The sequence below is a fragment of the Octadecabacter ascidiaceicola genome, from assembly GCF_900185015.1.
GTDB classification, from domain to species: domain Bacteria; phylum Pseudomonadota; class Alphaproteobacteria; order Rhodobacterales; family Rhodobacteraceae; genus Octadecabacter; species Octadecabacter ascidiaceicola.
Genome location: NZ_FXYD01000005.1, coordinates 131,406 through 148,011, shown reverse-complemented (window position 1 = coordinate 148,011; position 16,606 = coordinate 131,406). Strand labels below are relative to the sequence as shown.

The 16,606-nt window shown below is 55.0% G+C and carries 17 protein-coding genes; 9 read left to right on the top strand and 8 right to left on the bottom strand.

Annotated features, from left to right (window positions below; translation table 11 throughout):
- Positions 1 to 42: 42 nt before the first annotated feature.
- From OCA8868_RS14880 to OCA8868_RS14860, 5 genes are all read left to right on the top strand, one after another.
- Positions 43 to 1,251 carry an FAD-binding protein gene (locus tag OCA8868_RS14880; protein ID WP_093997375.1) on the top strand — a complete coding sequence of 403 codons (1,209 nt, stop codon included), beginning with the start codon at positions 43 to 45 and terminating at the stop codon, positions 1,249 to 1,251.
- Positions 1,248 to 1,568 carry a hypothetical protein gene (locus OCA8868_RS14875; RefSeq protein ID WP_093997374.1) on the top strand — a complete coding sequence of 107 codons (321 nt, stop codon included), beginning with the start codon at positions 1,248 to 1,250 and terminating at the stop codon, positions 1,566 to 1,568. The genes OCA8868_RS14880 and OCA8868_RS14875 overlap by 4 nt, the downstream gene beginning before the upstream one ends.
- Before the next feature lies 1 nt (position 1,569).
- Positions 1,570 to 2,889 (top strand): glycolate oxidase subunit GlcF, encoded by a 1,320-nt coding sequence (gene glcF / locus OCA8868_RS14870; RefSeq protein WP_093997373.1) that lies wholly within the window; start codon positions 1,570 to 1,572, stop codon positions 2,887 to 2,889.
- Positions 2,890 to 2,946: 57 nt separating this feature from the next.
- Complete coding sequence (locus OCA8868_RS14865; protein ID WP_093997372.1) at positions 2,947 to 3,759, top strand: trypsin-like serine peptidase; 813 nt, start codon at positions 2,947 to 2,949, stop codon at positions 3,757 to 3,759.
- Positions 3,760 to 3,898: 139 nt separating this feature from the next.
- On the top strand, positions 3,899 to 4,366 hold the full coding sequence (locus OCA8868_RS14860) for an Hsp20 family protein (RefSeq protein WP_093997371.1): 468 nt from the start codon (positions 3,899 to 3,901) through the stop codon (positions 4,364 to 4,366).
- A 70-nt stretch (positions 4,367 to 4,436) separates the two neighbouring features.
- On the opposite strand, the gene OCA8868_RS14855 is transcribed toward OCA8868_RS14860, so the two are convergent.
- Genes OCA8868_RS14855 through OCA8868_RS14840 form a run of 4 tightly spaced genes read right to left on the bottom strand, consistent with a single transcriptional unit; the run spans position 4,437 to position 8,768 of the window.
- On the bottom strand, positions 4,437 to 5,072 hold the full coding sequence (locus OCA8868_RS14855) for a phytanoyl-CoA dioxygenase family protein (RefSeq protein WP_179214871.1): 636 nt from the start codon (positions 5,070 to 5,072) through the stop codon (positions 4,437 to 4,439).
- Between the two features lie 2 nt (positions 5,073 to 5,074).
- The gene (gene polA, locus OCA8868_RS14850) at positions 5,075 to 7,867 is read right to left on the bottom strand and encodes a DNA polymerase I (protein ID WP_093997369.1); all 2,793 of its coding nucleotides are present in this window, start codon (positions 7,865 to 7,867) and stop codon (positions 5,075 to 5,077) included.
- A gap of 50 nt (positions 7,868 to 7,917) precedes the next feature.
- Positions 7,918 to 8,595: a TIGR02117 family protein gene (locus OCA8868_RS14845; protein WP_179214870.1), complete on the bottom strand. Its 678-nt coding sequence runs from the start codon at positions 8,593 to 8,595 to the stop codon at positions 7,918 to 7,920.
- On the bottom strand, positions 8,592 to 8,768 hold the full coding sequence (locus OCA8868_RS14840) for a zinc-finger domain-containing protein (protein WP_093997367.1): 177 nt from the start codon (positions 8,766 to 8,768) through the stop codon (positions 8,592 to 8,594). The genes OCA8868_RS14845 and OCA8868_RS14840 overlap by 4 nt, the downstream gene beginning before the upstream one ends.
- 106 nt (positions 8,769 to 8,874) lie before the next feature.
- Between OCA8868_RS14840 and OCA8868_RS14835 the strand changes: the two genes are divergently transcribed.
- Complete coding sequence (locus tag OCA8868_RS14835; protein ID WP_093997430.1) at positions 8,875 to 9,804, top strand: ABC transporter ATP-binding protein; 930 nt, start codon at positions 8,875 to 8,877, stop codon at positions 9,802 to 9,804.
- Between the two features lie 99 nt (positions 9,805 to 9,903).
- Here the strand turns inward: OCA8868_RS14835 and OCA8868_RS14830 are convergent, their stop codons facing one another.
- Positions 9,904 to 10,266 (bottom strand): histidine triad nucleotide-binding protein, encoded by a 363-nt coding sequence (locus OCA8868_RS14830; protein WP_093997366.1) that lies wholly within the window; start codon positions 10,264 to 10,266, stop codon positions 9,904 to 9,906.
- A gap of 11 nt (positions 10,267 to 10,277) precedes the next feature.
- Complete coding sequence (locus tag OCA8868_RS14825) at positions 10,278 to 11,855, bottom strand: DUF5928 domain-containing protein (protein ID WP_093997429.1); 1,578 nt, start codon at positions 11,853 to 11,855, stop codon at positions 10,278 to 10,280.
- Positions 11,856 to 11,998: 143 nt separating this feature from the next.
- Here OCA8868_RS14825 and OCA8868_RS14820 point away from each other — a divergent pair, with 143 nt between their 5' ends.
- Positions 11,999 to 12,817, top strand: a complete 819-nt coding sequence (locus OCA8868_RS14820) for a sulfotransferase family protein (protein WP_093997365.1) — start codon at positions 11,999 to 12,001, stop codon at positions 12,815 to 12,817.
- A gap of 59 nt (positions 12,818 to 12,876) precedes the next feature.
- Here the strand turns inward: OCA8868_RS14820 and OCA8868_RS14815 are convergent, their stop codons facing one another.
- Together OCA8868_RS14815 and nth are read right to left on the bottom strand one after the other, a co-directional pair.
- Positions 12,877 to 13,854: an adenosine kinase gene (locus tag OCA8868_RS14815; protein WP_093997364.1), complete on the bottom strand. Its 978-nt coding sequence runs from the start codon at positions 13,852 to 13,854 to the stop codon at positions 12,877 to 12,879.
- Positions 13,851 to 14,504, bottom strand: coding sequence for an endonuclease III (gene nth / locus OCA8868_RS14810; protein WP_093997363.1), 654 nt, complete (start codon positions 14,502 to 14,504; stop codon positions 13,851 to 13,853). Before nth ends, OCA8868_RS14815 begins: the two co-directional genes overlap by 4 nt.
- Before the next feature lie 103 nt (positions 14,505 to 14,607).
- On the opposite strand from nth, the gene OCA8868_RS14805 reads away from it, so the two are divergent.
- A complete protein-coding gene (locus tag OCA8868_RS14805; protein ID WP_179214869.1) occupies positions 14,608 to 15,585 on the top strand; it encodes a Hint domain-containing protein in 978 nt (325 codons plus the stop codon).
- Positions 15,586 to 15,636: 51 nt separating this feature from the next.
- Complete coding sequence (locus tag OCA8868_RS14800) at positions 15,637 to 16,470, top strand: bifunctional helix-turn-helix domain-containing protein/methylated-DNA--[protein]-cysteine S-methyltransferase (protein WP_093997361.1); 834 nt, start codon at positions 15,637 to 15,639, stop codon at positions 16,468 to 16,470.
- Positions 16,471 to 16,606 lie beyond the last annotated feature (136 nt).

Genomic DNA, 16,606 nt, shown 5'->3' with positions numbered 1-16,606 from the left:
CGCTTCGCTCCCCCGAGGTTTAGTGAACAAAAGAAGCTGAAAATGACCGTAACGACAGAACAAGAACTGGCCGAGGCCGTGAAGGGCGCAACAGGGCCGCTGCATATTTGTGGCGGCGGCACCCGCGACATTGGCAATCCAGTTGTGGGGGATGTGTTAAGCACCGCTGGGTTGAACGGGATTAGTTTGTATGAACCCGGTGCGCTGACGATTGTGGCGCAGGCCGGAACCCCCGTGGCAGATATCGAAGCGGCGCTCGAGGCCGAGAACCAGCGGCTCGCGTTCGAACCGATGGATCATCGCACCTTGTTAGGCACTACCGGCAAACCAACCATTGGCGGTATCGTTGCCACGAACGCCAGCGGGCCGCGGCGGATTTCTGTCGGTGCGTGCCGTGATCACCTACTTGGGGTGCGTTTTGTGGATGGGGCTGGCACGACCATCAAGAACGGTGGTCGGGTAATGAAGAACGTCACTGGATACGATCTGGTGAAGCTGATGGCGGGGTCTTACGGGACGCTGGGTGTGCTTAGCGAAGTATCACTGAAGGTCCTGCCCCGTGCGGAAACACAAGCTACCCTTTGCATCTTTGGTCTGGATGAAACAACAGCAGCTGACGCAATGTCCGCAGCCCTTGGGTCCCCATATGAAGTGTCGGGGGCTGCATGGGATGTGGATCGTACGATGCACCTTCGCCTTGAGGGGTTTGAAAACTCGGTAAATTATCGTGTGGGGAAGCTAGCCGATCTCATCAAATCCTATGGCGAGGTTCAGATCGTGGATGATCCGACCGCGTCTGAGCGCATCTGGGTGGCAATCCGCAATGTTGATGCCCTAGCTGGCAAAGATGTTGTGGTGCGTATGTCGATCCAGCCATCCGCGCTTTCTGAGATGCATTTTGCCACGCGCAATATGTTCGTACCTTATGAGAATGGTCCGACATTCGACATTATGACGGATTGGGGCGGTGGACTGGTCTGGATCGGGGCGGACGCAAACCAACTGGTGGATTGCGCCAAGGTCGTTGACGGGGAGCCTTCAGCGGAGTTGGGCGGGCAAGTTTTGGTCGAGTACTTGCAAAGCCAATGTGCGTTTAGTGGCGGGCACGCAACATTGATCAAAGGCCCAGGCGCATTACGAAATGCGGTGCCTGTCTTTCAACCGGAAAACCCGACGGTCAACATGTTATCAAAAGGGCTGCGTAACAAATTCGACCCGCGCGGGATAATGAATGCGGGGTTGATGGGATGAACGGGCTCGGTTTGGGATTTGTCATCATGCCCTGCATCGGGGCAACGATCATGGCGGCACTGTTGTGGGATTGGCGGCTGGTGGTTGCGGCTGCATTTGGTGGCCTGGGTATAATCGCACTGGGTGAATACTTGCCCGAAGCGTTGCGCGTCATCAGCCTGCCAATTGTGGTCGGTGTTGTCATTGGCGCGGTATCTTTAACACCGCGCCTTTTTACGCGGCCAAGTATCGACATTTGGTCACGGATGCTTTGGGCGCTTGTTCCGACCTTTGTGATTTCCTTTTTGTTCTTGCTGATCAATACGAGCGGAGCCTGATATGCAGACCACCTTTACCGATGATCAGCTGAAAGACGCGGGTACAGCACGGGCAAACGAAATCCTGCGCACCTGTGTGCATTGCGGGTTCTGCACCGCGACCTGCCCGACCTATCAGGTTTTGGGCGATGAATTGGACAGCCCACGCGGGCGCATTTACCTCATCAAGGACATGCTGGAGAACGAGCGTGTGCCGGATGAAAAGACGGTAAAACATATCGATCGCTGTCTGTCCTGCCTGGCTTGCATGACGACTTGCCCGTCTGGGGTGCACTACATGCATCTTGTCGATCATGCCCGTGAGTACATTGAAAACACTTATAAACGCCCACTGAGCGATCGTGTTTTACGTTGGGTATTGGCGCGTATCCTACCCTATCCGATGCGGTTTCGTGTGGCGCTGCTTGGAGCAAAGATTGGCAGGCCTTTTGCGCCGTTCATGCCCGATGCGCGGCTGCGGGCGATGTTAGAGATGGCCCCGAAGGTGATCCCGCCCGTGTCGCGCAATGATGATCCGCAAACGTTTCCAGTGCAGAACAAAAAGATGCGCGTCGCGTTGATGACGGGCTGTGCGCAAAAGGCGTTGAACACGGATATCAATGACGCCACCATCCGCCTTCTCACACGGCTAGGCGCTGAAGTGGTAATCCCAGAAGGCCAAGGGTGCTGCGGGGCGCTGACGCACCACATGGGCAAGACATCTGAAAGCCATGCTGCGGCGGCCAAAAACATCAAGGCATGGCGCGCCGAGATGGAAAACGACGGCCTTGATGCGATTGTAATCAATACGTCTGGATGTGGGACCACGGTGAAGGACTACGGCCATATGTTCCGCGAGACCGAGACTGCAGATGATGCTGCTGCGGTGGCAGACATTGCAATGGACGTGTCCGAAGTTCTGATGAAACTGAACTTGCCAACAGGCGGCGCACCGGATCTTACGGTTGCCTATCATGCGGCCTGCTCATTGCAGCATGGTCAGCAGATCAAGACATTCCCCAAGGATTTGCTAAAGACGGCTGGTTTCAACGTCACAGAACCCGCAGACAGCCACCTGTGTTGCGGGTCTGCGGGCACGTACAACCTGATGCAGCCGGAGATATCCAAGCGACTTAAGACCCGCAAGGTTCAAACGCTGGAGGCCGTGAAGCCCGACATTATCGCGGCCGGAAACATCGGGTGTATGATGCAAATCGGCAGCGCGACTGACGTGCCGATTGTTCACACCGTTGAACTGCTGGATTGGGCGACGGGTGGGCCTAAACCTCCTGCCCTGACAGCCCCGAGAAAACGCGCGCCCGAGGTGCCGATCCTGCGGTAGCATGCCACATTTGTGCCCTAATGAAGCGTTAATTACAGGGAAACAAACGGACGAAGCATGCGCAAACTACTTATTTCACTGGTTTTTGGAGTCTTTTCTGCCGTATCTGCGCAGGCCCAAACCAGTGCGCTTCAGTCTTTGGAAACCGGAAATGACGCCCGTGGCTGGGAAGCCGTTGGCCGTTTGGACATTGACGGCAAAGGGTTTTGCACGGGCACGTTGATCGCCCCTGACCTTGTGTTGACCGCCGCCCACTGCATGTTCGAAACCAACGGCGGGCAAGCCGTTGATTTCAACCGTATCTCGTTCCTTGCAGGTCTGCGCAACGGCCGCGCCGAGGCCACACGGTCCGTTCGCAATGCAGTCATCCATCCGTCCTATGACAACCGAACTGATACGACGTCCGATGTTGTACGCTATGACGTGGCGCTGTTGCAGCTGGACCAACCGATCCGTAACTCCCGCATTGAGCCGTTTGAGTTGTCCACAAGCATGCTGCGCGGTTCGCAAGTCGGCGTTGTATCCTACGCGAAAGACCGCGCCGAGAACCCGTCATTGCAAGAAACCTGTAATGTCACGGGTCAACAAGCAGGCCTGTTGGTGATGAGCTGCGAAATTGATTTCGGAGCCTCCGGAGCCCCTGTTTTCCGCAACGAAAACGGCGTTCCGCGCCTTGTCTCCGTGTTCTCTGCGATGGCGGAACTCGACGGTGAAAAGGTCGCCCTTGGCATGGACCTAGCAGAACCGATTGCCACGCTGCGTTTGGCGCTAGAAGAAGGGCGGGGATTGTTTTCAACGCCGCCCACGTCAGCCCGCGTTATCCGCCCTGGTGAGCGCAATGACACAGGCGCCTTGTTCGTCCGCCCCTAAAACGTGACGCAAGCTACTTGAAAGCTGCACACCCCCGCCCCAAATAATCTGTATCGGGATGCCAATCATGGGTCCTGAACCACCCGCCTTGCCCCGTTTGGGAAGGCCAACATCGTTATCGCTTTGAAAAGGATACACCATGCGTACTTTAAATCTGGCTCCACTACACCGCGCCACTGTCGGTTTTGACCAAATCACCGATATGATGGACCGCATCTTGTCCAACGACACGAGCAACCAAAGCTACCCACCCTATAACATTGAAAAAACCGCTGATGACGGCTGGCGCATTTCCATTGCCGTTGCCGGATTTGGCGAAGAAGACCTCTCGGTTGAGGTTAAGGAAAACGCGCTGCACGTCACGGCGAAAAAGGCAGATGATGACGCTGAGCGCACCTATCTGCACCGCGGCATCGCGACCCGCGCCTTTAGCCGCCGGTTTCACCTTGCCGACCATGTGAAGGTCACTGGTGCTGCCCATGAAAATGGCATGCTGCACATCGACCTGACCCGCGAAGTGCCAGAAGCCCTGAAACCGCGCCGGATCGAGATTGCGAAAGCTCCGAAAATCGAGCAGGACGTGATTGAGGGTGACAAGGTTAACTAACCCCTGACGTCTCCTCCCAAGACGACGAAACGGACGCGCTGCCCCTCCCTCAGCGCGTCCGTTTTGCTTTCTATCCGAAATGCTGCCACGCAAGTGGCATAGGCAATTTCGTTCGGGCAAAATCAACGCGCAAGACGCTCCGCGTCGACGGGTTCTGCCCCGCATTTGATTTGTGCAGCGTCAGCATTGGCAAAATCAGTATATCTCCTGCCCGAGCCTCTTCGATCTCATGAACGAAATTCGCAGCATGTTTCTCAGCAGATTCCGAAGCGACTTTGCCCAGCGCATGACTACCTCGCGCGATCATCATGCCCCCAACTTCCGCCGAGCAATCATCCAAAAACACCCGCACAAACAACATGTCAGATAAAACCGAGATAGGTGGTTCACAGTGCCATTGGTCTCCTTTGAAGCTCCAGTTTGTATATCCCTCGACATCGTGCTTTTCTTGCACTGCGATCACGCGATCTTGGTGCCACGGAACGTGCCATGATTTCTTTTGTGTTTTTTGAAATGCGACAAGACGGACAGGCGCGTACCCTGCAAATTCAGCTGTGATGGCCGTGCAAACCGACGTCAGCCCTGCAAGAGACCCAGAAACTCTTTGCCCCGTGGATTGTGTCCCGAACGCAGTGATAAGGTCCTCAACAGCGCCCTCATGAAGTGCCGACCGTAACCAAACGCGATCTGACAAAGGTACGGTCAACGTCAATGCGCCTCAGCCCAAGTCGCCCCAATCCCAGCATCAACAACCAACGGCACGTCGAATTTCACCACCGGATTGGCGGCGTTTTCCATGACGTTTTTGGCGGCGACGATCAGGTCATCAGCGGCGTCCTTGTCCACTTCGAATACCAATTCATCATGAACCTGTAGCAGCATACGCGCGGGCAAATGGGCGATTGCGTCGTCCATGCGGATCATGGCGCGGCGGATGACGTCGGCGGCGGTCCCTTGGATCGGCGCGTTGATCGCGGCGCGTTTGGCGAAGCCTGCCTGCGGACCCTTGGCGTTGATCTCGGGCGTGTGGATTTTGCGGCCAAACAGCGTTTCAACGCGGTTGTGTTCTTTGGCAAACGCCACCGTGTCATCCATATAGGTGCGGATACCGGGGAAGCGTTCGAAGTAGCGGTCGATGAAGCCCTGCGCCTCGGCCCTCGGGATGCGCAGATTACGCGCTAGGCCGAAGCCTGAAATGCCATAGATAACACCAAAGTTGATCGCCTTCGCCTGACGACGCACGTCGGACGTCATTTCATCCAAAGGCACGTTGAACATTTCAGATGCGGTCATCGCGTGGATGTCGTGGCCGTCGCGGAACGCCTGTTTCAGGGTTTCGATTCCCGCGACATGGGCCAGAATGCGCAGTTCGATCTGGGAATAATCTAGCGCGACAAGGACCTTGCCCTCTTCGGCGACAAAGGCCTCACGGATTTTACGGCCCTCATCGGTGCGGATCGGGATGTTTTGCAGGTTTGGTTCTGTCGACGACAACCGCCCCGTGTTAGCACCTGTGATAGAATAGGACGTATGAACACGACCCGTTTCTGCATTGATGTGGGTTTGCAGCGCGTCTGTGTAAGTCGATTTCAATTTCGACAAAGACCGCCAATCAAGGACGCGGGCGGGAAAATCGTGTTCGGTTGCAAGGTCTTCTAGGATATCGGCACCCGTAGAATACTTGCCCGTCTTACCCTTTTTGCCGCCCTCAAGCCCCATTTCGTCAAACAGGATTTCACCCACTTGCGCAGGCGAGCCGACGTTGAATTTGTGTCCGGCGAGTTCGTAAAGTTCGTCTTCAAGCCCTGCCATTTTCTGGGCGAAGGCGTTGGACATCCGGCTTAGGGTGTCGCGGTCGACCTTGATGCCGGACATTTCCATTTTCGCGAGTACCGGAACCAGCGGGCGTTCCATCGTTTCATAAACGGATGTGACCTGCTTCTTGTGCAGCTGCGGCTTAAGTAATTCCCACAGGCGCAGCGTAATGTCGGCGTCTTCCGCTGCGTATTTCACAGCCTCTGCCACGTCTACACGGTCAAAGGTGATCGCGGATTTGCCCGTCCCAAGTAGGGGTTTGATCGGGATCGGTGTGTGGCCCAGATAGCTTTCGGATAGCACGTCCATGCTGTGACGATGCGTGCCCGCATTCATCGCGTAGGACATCAACATAGTGTCGTCGATGGGGGCCACGTCGATATTCAGGCGTTTGAAAATTTTGCAGTCATATTTGGCATTCTGAAAGATTTTCAGGATGCTGTCGTCTTCGAGCATGGATTTCAGAATGGCGAGGCAGGCTTCAAAATCCATCTGGTCTTTGGCGAGTTCATCATTGCCAAACAAATCATCGGCCGTGCCACCCTTATGGGTCAGCGGGATGTAACAGGCTTCGCCCGCTTCAACGCACAGCGACACGCCAACAAGGTCGACAACCATTTCGTTCAGGCCGGTGGTTTCAGTATCCACCGCGACGTAGCCACGCGCATAAATACGGTCGATCCATGATTGCAACGCGGTGGCGTCCTTCAACCATTCGTACTTTTCCGCATCAAACGGGGGCTGCTCAGGCGCGTCTTGGGCCACATCGGCGGAGGTCTCTTCGATCACCGGCGCTTCAACGCCTAGCTTCTCGGAAACGCGTTTCACAATCGTGCGAAATTCCATTTGCGCAAGGAATTCGAGTAGCACATCAGGTTCAGGATCGCGCACTTCGAGGTCGTCCAGCGTGAACGGCAGGTCCATCGTGTCGTCCAACGTCACGAGGCGTTTGGACAGTTCGATCTGGGCACGGTTGTCGATCAGGGTCTGACGGCGTTTGGGTTGTTTGATTTCCTCAGCGCGGTCGAGGAGCGTTTCAAGGTCGCCATATTCGTTGATCAAAAGCGCCGCCGTTTTGATGCCGATACCGGGCGCACCGGGCACGTTATCAACGCTATCCCCAGCCAGCGCCTGCACGTCGATCACACGGTCGGGGCCGACGCCGAATTTCTCGTGCACGCCTTCGGTGTCGATAATCTTGTTACCTTTCATGGCGTCCATCATCACCACGCCATCCCCGACAAGTTGCATCATGTCTTTGTCGCTTGAGATGATCGTGCAGGCGCCGCCCGCTTCACGGGCTTGGCGTGCAAGGGTCGCCATAATGTCGTCCGCTTCAAAGCCCTCGATCTCTTCGCAGGCGATGTTGAACGCACGGGTCGCATCGCGGGTCAGCGGCATCTGCGGGCGCAGGTCTTCTGGCATGGCCTCGCGGTTGGCTTTGTATTGGTCATACATCTCGTTGCGAAACGTATGGCTGCCCTTATCGAAAATCACCGCGACATGGGTGACATCGCCGCCCACATTGCCCTCGACATAGCGTTGCAACATATTGCAAAACCCTGACACGGCCCCAATCGGCAAGCCGTCAGATTTACGCGTCAGGGGCGGCAGCGCGTGATAGGCGCGAAAGATAAATGCCGATCCGTCGATCAGATGTAGATGACAACCTTTGCCGAACGCCATGTGTGCACTCCCCCGTTAGATAACCTTGGTAGCCTTGCGGCGAGCGAGGTTCAATCGTCCGTACGGTTCAAATGCCCGTTCCAGCGCAATGAAAGGGACACAGCATAAGGTGTGGGCGTCCAAATACCGAAATCAAGGCCCGCCCCCGCCAGCATATCCCCAACCCAAACATTACAGGTCCTAAAAATATTGAAACGCCCCTTTGCCGGGAAAAAGGCGTCATTGTCCGAGAACCCATCAATCGTGAGTGGGGTTTCCGCTTGAACCTGGCTACGTATCTTTGCTTGCAAGACCTCAAGCTGCGCTTGGCTTAACGAGATGCGGTGCAGGGCTGGATGGATCGGCACAGGGTCATAGACCTCAAACCGAAGCACGCCACTGTCGCCTGTTGCGGCCTTCATAACGGAACTGAATGTGATGTCACGGTACGTGCCGGCGGTGGTGTAAAATGCTTCGCTGCCCCAACCCACGGACAACCATGCGCCGTTAAACGCATCTATCGGAACGCTGGCTTCCCTCAAGAAGCTGAAAGTGGCGCGCGTATCGTCATCCAACGGCAGAAGGATGTCGTAATGGATCGGCCCTTGAACCAGAATAATTGACCGCTCGTCAGATTGCGGGCCGACATCATCGCGTAGTGCCGGAACAATTGCCCCGACTAGAGCCAAAAGAAAGTATAGGAATACCGGGCTAAGCGCCCAGACGATTAGGCGTGGTAGACGGCTCAAACAGCTGCAGTTTCGCCGTACACGTATTTACAATCACAATACGGGCATTCAACCCAGCCTTGCTTCTTTGGAATTTGCAGCCAAACGCGCGGATGACCCAATGCGCCTTCCCCACCGTCACAGGCAACCCGCCACTGATTTACGATCTTGGTTTCTGGCGCGGTGGTTGTCATGCAATTGCCTCTGGGCTGGGGGCACGTTAGGTGCCACATAAGAACGATGTCGAACGCGAGCTATATTAGCGATCCACGCGCCGCGAACAAGATGGGAAAGCACTCAATGTCCGAGAACGCCTTGGAAATCACGGGCCTGCGGAAAACATATGCCGCTAGCAAACGCAGCCCCGCAAAAGAAGCCCTGAAGGGCGTCGACCTGACGGTTCCTCGCGGGTCAATTTTCGGGCTTTTGGGGCCAAATGGCGCGGGCAAGTCGACCATCATCAACATCCTTGCAGGACTGGTGACGAAATCCGCAGGTTCCGTGCGGATCTGGGGGTTCGATCAAGACGAAAACCCACGCCAATCACGCGCCGCGATCGGCATCATGCCGCAAGAACCCAACCTTGACCCGTTTTTCACACCACGCGGTTCCTTGGATGTTCAGGCAGGGCTTTATGGCGTTCCCAAATCACAACGCCGCACCGCCGAGCTTCTGGAGCTCACAGGCCTCACCGACAAAGCCGAAGCCTACGCGCGCTCCCTTTCGGGTGGCATGCGCCGCCGCCTTTTGCTTGGTAAAGCGCTGGTGCATTCCCCCCAAATTCTCGTGCTGGACGAACCGACAGCGGGCGTTGATATCGAACTGCGCAATATGCTCTGGCAACACGTTCGACGCCTCAATGATGAAGGCATGACCATCATCCTGACCACGCACTATTTGGAAGAAGCCGAACAGATGTGCGACCAAATCGCCATCATCAACCACGGCGAGGTCATCGCAAATGACACAACGGCGAACCTTCTGGGGCAGCTGGACGCCAAGACAATGGTCATCACGCCGGACACGGCTTGCGAACTGCCTTCGGCAATGCCCAAAGGGATCGACGGGACAAAACGCGACAATGGCACGCTCGCCTTCACCTACAAAACATCTCAAATCCGCGCCGACGAAATCCTGTCACAAGTCCACAACGCGGGCATCACCATCAAAGACGTGCGTACCGAAGATCCGCACCTAGAAGATGTGTTCCTAAACCTTACCCGCGCCTGATCGCACCAAGACTTTTTGCCTTTGTTTCACAAATATCCCGGGTGGTCTGGAGGGCTGGCCCTCCAGCTGGTCGGATTGGCGTAGCCAATTCGAAACCACTTATTTCGCTAACATACGCCCCAAATTGCGACCACCCAGAATGTGCAGGTGATAATGCGGTACTTCTTGCACACCATCTTCACGCGCATTGGCTACCGCGCGAAAACCATCTTCGACTCCCTCTAAACGACACACCTCAGCGATGGCTTGCATAAACGCCACCTGCTCCTCAGCAGACGCATCACGCGCGAAATGATCCAAGGACATGTATGGCCCCTTTGGGATCACCAACACATGCACTGGCGCCTGCGGATAGACATCACGAAACGCCAAAGCATGATCGTTTTCAAACACGGTCTGGTTCGGGATCTCACCACGTAGAATCTTGGCGAAAATGTTTTGGTCATCATAGACGAAGTCCAAGGGCTCTCTCCTCAGTCGGCAAATAGGTAGGGGGTTTGGGCAATGCTGCGTCCGACATCTTCGGACACACTCAAAAACTCACAAATCGGCGGCGTGTTTTCATCTGGGCTGGACGCTTCGCGCACACGCAGGTGGTTTTCGAAACCGGCATCTCGGATACGATCGGACTCGTACACAACGTCATAGCGGATCGTCGGCAATAGCTGCTCCATCGTTTCATCCGCCGTCTGATCCCCCGCAAGACCGACACGTTTGGCATGGCCAATCAGGTACTCATCCGTGAAATCGCATTCCAGCTCCAACAGTCGTGTCGTGGAACGGTCGTTGAAGAAATCTTGCATCAAATCGAGGTTGGCCGTGTCCAGACAGATGATCAGGCGATCCGTGTTATAGTAGTCAAACAACATCCGCATCAGGGCGCGACGGTGACGTGTGCGTTTGCCAAGCGTGCGTTGGATACCCCCAAGATCAGGTAGATCGGTATCTTCCTCGTTAAACAGGTAATCGATGCAGGGAATGGTCGTGTGATGCTTCACAGACCCAACGAAACGCTTTGCGACATGCCATTTCTTACAGGCCACAATCAGCAATTCCCGTTCCCGTCCGAGCGAGGTTTCCGTTTCCCAGAAACGCGGTGCAAATCGCCGCCCAATACGGCCACGCCCCGTCAGGAACCCAAACAGCTTGCGCCCTTCATCCGAAATTTTGAAATCATCCCGATCAGAAGCATATAGTCGGCCCAGTCGCTCCTTGAGAGACGTCGCTTCAGGGGAAATTTTACGGGCAAACAAAAAGTCCTGCGATAACAGAAGATCATAGTGGTCGTTATAGAATGTCACCGGCATGCCGTAGTCCGTGAACATCAAAAACGTCAGCGTGCGTGTACGGATTTCCGGCTCAGGCACCAAATGGCGCACGAGCGTTTGGAAAAACGTCTCATCCGGAATCCACGTGGTGCGAAAGAACTTCATCACGTCGGGGCGGTTCTTGGTCATATCAATGATCCATTCCACAGTGCGGCGGCGCAAGCACCACCACTGTGACCCGATCATGATTTGCAGATCAGCGGGAATTTCACGTTCCAACCCAAGTTTTCGCTGCGCCCACCACGAATTGTAGAACAAGGTCTTGTGGGTGCGTTCATTGAAGAAGTGGCGATAAATCAGCCGCTCTTCTTTCATGCCGGTCTTGATCCAATCGGACTCGAAGAAATCAAAGCTCTCGATATAGTCGCAATCATCAGCGTCCAGCAGTTTTTTGGCGTAGCTGGCGGACTTAATGGCCATGCAGTCGCCCGACACCATGTAAAAATGTGTCGCCCGCGGAAACGCGTCAACCGCGGCTTCCACAGCGTACAAAGTCGCCTGAACGAGTGACCATTCACCCCAGCCGCACTTGATCCGCTTTTTAGCAAAGGTGACGTTGGGATTGTCGCCAAGTTCCTTTTCTATAAGGGCAAACGCTTCCTTCGGGGCACTGGCATCAAAGTGGATTGCGATGTAGTCACCAACCGCCGTCAGCTGTAGCGCCTGCTGCACGATGGCTTCAGGGTCTTTGTGACATAGCAAGATGAAGGCGATTTTTGCCATTTTGGAAACAATATTCCCCTGTTCGGTGAACTGTTTTTCATATGTAAACGTGAAGACGCATTGAATAAACACGAAAAATTTGCTTTTTTGCGTAAAAGCAATGCTGACGTAAACGGCAACGCGCAACTAAGAGGACGAGTTAGATGGGTTTTCCCGGCACTTGGATGACGCAAACTGAAAGTGTGGTGTACCGCGTGGTGCCCAAATGCGCCTGCTCGACGATCGGCCAGATCATGTATTATTCCGATCATGGCAAGTTTTTTGACGGTGATATTCATGACGCGCAGGACGGGATGCACAAGTGGGCGATGGAAGATAGCCAGCCGCTGATCACAGAGAACGTGAAAAGCCATAACAGCTACACATTCACCTGTGTGCGCAATCCATACACTCGCATATTGTCCAGCTTCTTTGACAAAATTTGCGGCATCCAGCGCAACGGCAAACGCTACCGCGGCAACCTTGTTCCGCTGTTGATCCAGAAATACGGCATCGAAGTTGGCAGCCCAGAAGACGGGTTCGAATTTGACCAGATCAAATCCTTCCGCCGTTTTCTGTTGTTTGCGCGCGACACCATCAAATTCCGCCGCCCGATGGACCCCGACATTCACTGGTCCGCGATGTCCGGCCATATTTCTACATTCATCGTGAATGGCGGCCGCTACGATAAGATTTTTTGGACCGAGCAGTTCAACGACGGCATGCAAGACGTGCTGAATGGCATTGAAACGCCGAACCCGATCGATCTGGCTGAAATTCCACGTTTCAACGAAAGCGAAGGGCACGGCCCCAAGCGCCTGCATCCGGTTGAAGACTACTTTGACGATCTTTCGATGCATCTGATGTACGAGATCTACAAAAAGGACTTCAATCTATTCAAATACGATTTCGACAATCCGGCGAACAAGATGCCGATTGCCGAGATTGATTTGGATGAAGTCCACGCAAAGCTGGGCGCGTAAGCACACCCTAACAAGGCAGAGTTATTGACCCCTCGCCCGTTGGCGAGGGGTTTTTCGTTTTAGATCAGGCCTTTTCCCGCGAACACATCCGCCATGTTCACTTCTGGCCGTGGCCCGATGTGGCCGATCACCTCAGCGGCACAAAGCACACCCATTTGCGCTGCTACGTCCAATGGACGCCCCGTTGCGATACCAAACAGGAAGCCCGCTGCGAACTGGTCGCCCGCCCCAGTCGCATCAACCGGGGTGACAGGAGTAACGTCTGCAACAAAGCGCTTGTCTCCCTGCTGAACCCAAACAGCTTCGCCTGAACGGGTGCACGCTACGATATCGCAAACCGCTGCCGCTTGGCGCAGGGCATGATCCAGATCATCTGTTTCGTACAGCGTCAGCCATTCCGCATCGTTGCCGATGGCGATATCCATGTCTTCTGCGATCAAACGCTTGAAATCGTCGCGATGACGTTCTGCGCAGAACGGGTCAGAAATGGTGATAGCGGACCGCCCACCTGCAGCCTTCATTTTGGTCGCCGCCTCAGAAAACGCGGTTTTGCCTTCGTCTTTGTCGAACAGGTACCCCTCAAGGAACAACAAACCGGTGCCAAACACGTCTGGAACGTCGGCAGATGAAATATCCGCACCTGCGCCGAGGTAGGTGTTCATAGACCGCTCACCATCCGGAGAAACAAAAATCATCGAGCGCGATGTCGGGTCGTCCACGTCTTGTGGTGGCAACGGAAAAGCTGTGCCTGCTTTCTCCAAGGCGTCCGCGTAGAACTTGCCAAGTGCGTCGTCTTTAACCTTGCCGATAAACGCCGTTTGAAGACCTAACTCGCCGATGCCGGCAAGCGTGTTCCCCACCGATCCACCCGGTGCTTCGACACGGCTGTCCATGGACGCATAGAGCAATTCCGCGCGATCACGTTCAATCAACTGCATGATCCCTTTTTCGATGCCCATCTGATCAAGAAAGGTGTCGCTGCTGGGCGAGATTACATCGACAATTGCATTGCCGATACCGATGACGTCGTAGTTCATGTGGTTTTTTCCTCGTAAAGACACAAGTCACGGATGTGACAGGCCTGACATTTTGGTTTTCTCGCGACGCAGATATACCGCCCGTGCAAAATCATCCAGTGGTGTGCGTGCAACTGAAATTCGGCTGGAATGTTATCTTCAATCGCGCGCTCAACGGCGTCGACATCCTTGCCCGGCGCGATACCGCTGCGATTGCCAAGGCGGAAGATATGCGTGTCCACAGCCTGTGCAGGTTGGCCCCACCACATATTCAAAACCACATTGGCCGTTTTGCGCCCGACCCCCGGCAAGGACTGTAGCGCGGCACGGCTGCTGGGCACCTCGCCGCCGTATTCGTCGACCAAAATCTGCGCGGTCTTCATCACGTTCTTGGCCTTTTGGCGAAACAAGCCAATCGTCTTGATGTGGTCCGTGACGGCATCAATCCCAAGGTCGAGCATCTTTTGCGGCGTGTCCGCAATTTTGAACAGCTCAGCCGTAGCCTTGTTGACGCCTTTGTCGGTCGCTTGCGCCGACAGCGCGACGGCGACAACCAAGGTATAGGCGTTCACATGGTCCAGCTCGCCCTTAGGCTCAGCGTCGCCGTCGCGAAAGCGCGTGAAGATTTCATGGATGGTGTTGTAGTCGAGTTGTTTGGTGAGTTTGGCCATGCGGCCCTTGTCGCAATTGCCGACCTGCCGGACAAGCCCCCTAGGCGCCTTAGGAAATCTGAAACCAAAACCCGTTAGACCATCTGAAATTTTGGGAAGTCAGATGCCGACGTACAGTTTCTATATCATTTCCAACTCGGTCCTATCTTACAACGGGACTACTGGCGCGTTTGACCTTTCAGCCAATTATGATCACACAGAACACCGGCTCCGCGTTGACGTGACTGATGATGATACTTTCATGGCCACGAGCGGTGACAGCAATCAAACAGCCATGATCTATGACATGGAGGGCAATTTGGTTGATAGTGGTGTGATAGAAGTGCCGAACTATGCCCAGATCAGCACACCAGACATCGAATACCTTGACCGGATTCACGTTGATGGAATCCACTACGGCTATCTCCCTAGTACTGGCCTAACACCGGGAGAGAGTTATCCCGTAACCAATGGCGGCAGCCTAGGCTTGGATCAAACTTATTTCGAGGACAACTCGGTCCCCTGCTTTGCGCCCGATACAGCAATTTCGACAGATCGTGGTGAAGTTCCCGTACAATGGATCAAACGTGGCGATTGCGTGCTGACGTTGGATCATGGGTATCAATCCGTGGCGTGGGTCGGGCGCTGGCGGGTGCCTTGGCCGATGCTGTTAACGTCTTCGCGTCATTGGCCCGTAACGATCGCGTCGTCAGATCCTGCCAACGCGCGCTGTCTTACCGTTTCTTCTGGGCATCGAATTCTGCTGCGCGATCCATGGTTCGATCTGCACAACGGTACACATGAGGTATTGTGCAGGTCTGGGTTAGTTGCGCCGCCACACATGCCCATGGCCGGAAAAGCCATGATCTGGCATCACATCCTTCTACCCCAACATGAAATCATTTGCGCCAACGGCCATTGGACCGAAAGCCTTTTCGCGGGCGGTAAGCTGTTTTCTGAATTGCCGGATCAAATGCAGGCCGAAGCGCGCGCTTTCTGTGGCGATGGTCACAAATACCCTGCCCGTCCAATCCTGCGCAGTCATGAAGCGCGATTATTCTTTGCCAAGGGCGCGCCTGCAAAGGTGCATTGCTATGCATAAAGGCGCAATAATCGGGTCGCGGGATGACACACACGGCGCTAGGTTCGGCATATGGAACAGTCAGACCGATATCATTACCAAGTCATCCGACGCGCTTTGGACGAGATCGACCAAGCAGAAACTCCTTTGACGTTAGACGCACTGGCGCGTGCGATGGACATGTCGCCAGCACATTTTCAACGTGTGTTCTCACGTTGGGTCGGCGTCTCGCCCAAGCGGTATCAGCAATACTTGCGGCTTGATCACGCCAAGACGATGTTGACAGAGAACTTCACCACGCTGGCGACTGCGGACGCTGTAGGGTTATCCGGATCCGGCCGCTTGCATGACCTGTTTTTGAAATGGGAAGCGATGAGCCCTGGGGACTACGCCAAGGGTGGCGCAGGTCTGGAAATCAAATGGGGAAAATTTGATAGCCCGTTTGGACCGGTCATCGCAATGGGAACCGAACGTGGCATTTGCGGTATGGGATTTGTTGCTGAACAAAGCAGCGATGAAACTTACGACGACCTTGCGCGCCGTTGGCCCAACGCGACCTTCACCAAGGACCCCGATGCGATCCGCCTTTGGGTCGACGCGGCGCTTTCGCTGAAAGGCGAAACCAAACTGCATATGATCGGCGCACCATTCCAGCTGAAGGTCTGGGAGGCATTGCTGCGCATCCCGTCTGGTCATGTCACGACCTACTCGGAGATCGCCAACTCTATCGGGTCGCCACGCGCGGTTCGCGCAGTTGGAACGGCCGTTGGAAAGAACCCCGTAAGCTGGTTGATCCCTTGTCACCGTGCATTGCGTAAATCCGGTGCCTTGGGGGGGTACCACTGGGGTCTTCCTGTGAAACGTGCATTGTTGGCATGGGAGAGTGCACGCGAGGACGCTGGGTAACCCATCGGGTTTACAGGAGAAAAAGGTGCTTAATCGGCGGAACTTCGCCAGACCCGCACACGTTATTGGATAACATCGCGCTTTGACCGATATACATTCCACCAAGCGCACCACATTGGTGCCCAACAATGGAATT